2 protein-coding genes are annotated in these 1,238 nt (G+C 42.9%); both read right to left on the bottom strand.

The genetic code is table 11. From position 1 onward, the window contains the following. Nucleotides 1–37: 37 nt before the first annotated feature. Complete coding sequence (locus LZD49_RS35335) at nt 38–877, bottom strand: IS3 family transposase (protein ID WP_234673364.1); 840 nt, start codon at nt 875–877, stop codon at nt 38–40. A gap of 32 nt (nt 878–909) precedes the next feature. Continuing rightward, nucleotides 910–1,176: a transposase gene (locus LZD49_RS35330; RefSeq protein WP_205748304.1), complete on the bottom strand. Its 267-nt coding sequence runs from the start codon at nt 1,174–1,176 to the stop codon at nt 910–912. Nucleotides 1,177–1,238 lie beyond the last annotated feature (62 nt).

The following is a 1,238-nucleotide window of genomic DNA, read 5'->3' as shown; positions in this document are numbered from 1 at the left end:
TGTAGGCTTCCCATTTTTAGAGTGGTGCGATTTAGACTCAGTTGTTCATTGTGACAGTTAATTCTTCTTTTTTCACGGCATTTTCTTTCAGTAGTATGTGCTTCTGATTTGGGGTTAGTCCCTTCATTGACCTGTGAGGGTGCTTACTATTGTAATTGTCAAGCCATTTGTCTGATAAAATACGCAGCTGTTCCAGAGAATCAAAAAAGTAAGCATCCAGGACGTCTTCCCGGTAAGTTCTGTTTAATCTTTCGTTGTAGCCATTTTGCATCGGCTTCCCGGGCTGAATAAATTTTTGCTCAATCTGCTTTTCTTCGCACCATTTGGCCAGTTTCTTGCTGATGAACTCCGGGCCATTGTCAGTTCTTATTGATAATGGCAACCCTCGTTCCAACTCTAACTGCTGCAAAATTTGTATTACTTTACCAGCACAAATGGAATAGTCCGCATGTGCTGCAAGTGCCTCTCTACTGACATCATCCATTACAATTAAGGTTCGTACACGTCTGCCAGAGCTAAGAGCATCACTGACAAAATCCATGCTCCAGGTTTCATTCAAAGTCTTTGCCTCAATTAAAGGTTGTTTAGGCCTTTTCAGAATACGTCTTTTTCGCTTACGCCTTAATTTGAGATCCATACTTCGATAGATTCGAAGCACGCGTTTGCGATTCCACGGTAGGCCTCTGTTCCTCAAATTACCGTAATACCAATCAAAACCTCTTGCGGCGGCCGCTGCCGTCGGATGTTCTTCTGCCAACTCATTAAGCATGTCTACAATAGGCAGGTCGCTCTTGACAGTTTTGTAATAGAAAACACCCGTACTTAACTGCAAAACTCTGCAAGCCCGCTCAATGCTAAACCCAGCTTCCTGAGAAATATCGGAAGCTATTAGCCGCTTCTGAGCAGGCTTTAAAGCTTTTTTTCGATAATCTCTTTTGCCAGTCTGTGATCAAGAGCCAATTCCGCATACATGTGTTTCAGACGGCGATTCTCCTCTTTGAGTGCCTTCAATTCCGCTAATTCCGAAGCACCCATACCGCTGTATTTCTTGCGCCAATTGTACAGTGTAGCTTTGGAGACGCCATTTTCCCGAGCGACGTCATTTGCCTGTTTGCCAGAATCCAGGTCTTTGAGGATTTTGACGATCTGAGTTTCTGTGAATGTGTTTCGTTTCATAGCAGATTAAAATTAGAAAATTTGTCTAATTCATCACCACTCTGTTTTTAGGGAAGCTTACA

Origin of the sequence: Dyadobacter sp. CY261 (assembly GCF_021440085.1) — a bacterium.
Classification (GTDB): domain Bacteria; phylum Bacteroidota; class Bacteroidia; order Cytophagales; family Spirosomataceae; genus Dyadobacter.
The sequence above is the reverse complement of the archived record's forward strand: the minus strand, read 5'-3'. Positions and strand labels throughout refer to the sequence as shown.

Excerpts from the sequence above, each read along its gene's own strand:
- LZD49_RS35330 (WP_205748304.1), bottom strand. The coding sequence starts at position 1,176 with ATGAAACGAAACACATTCACAGAAACTCAGATCGTCAAAATCCTCAAA.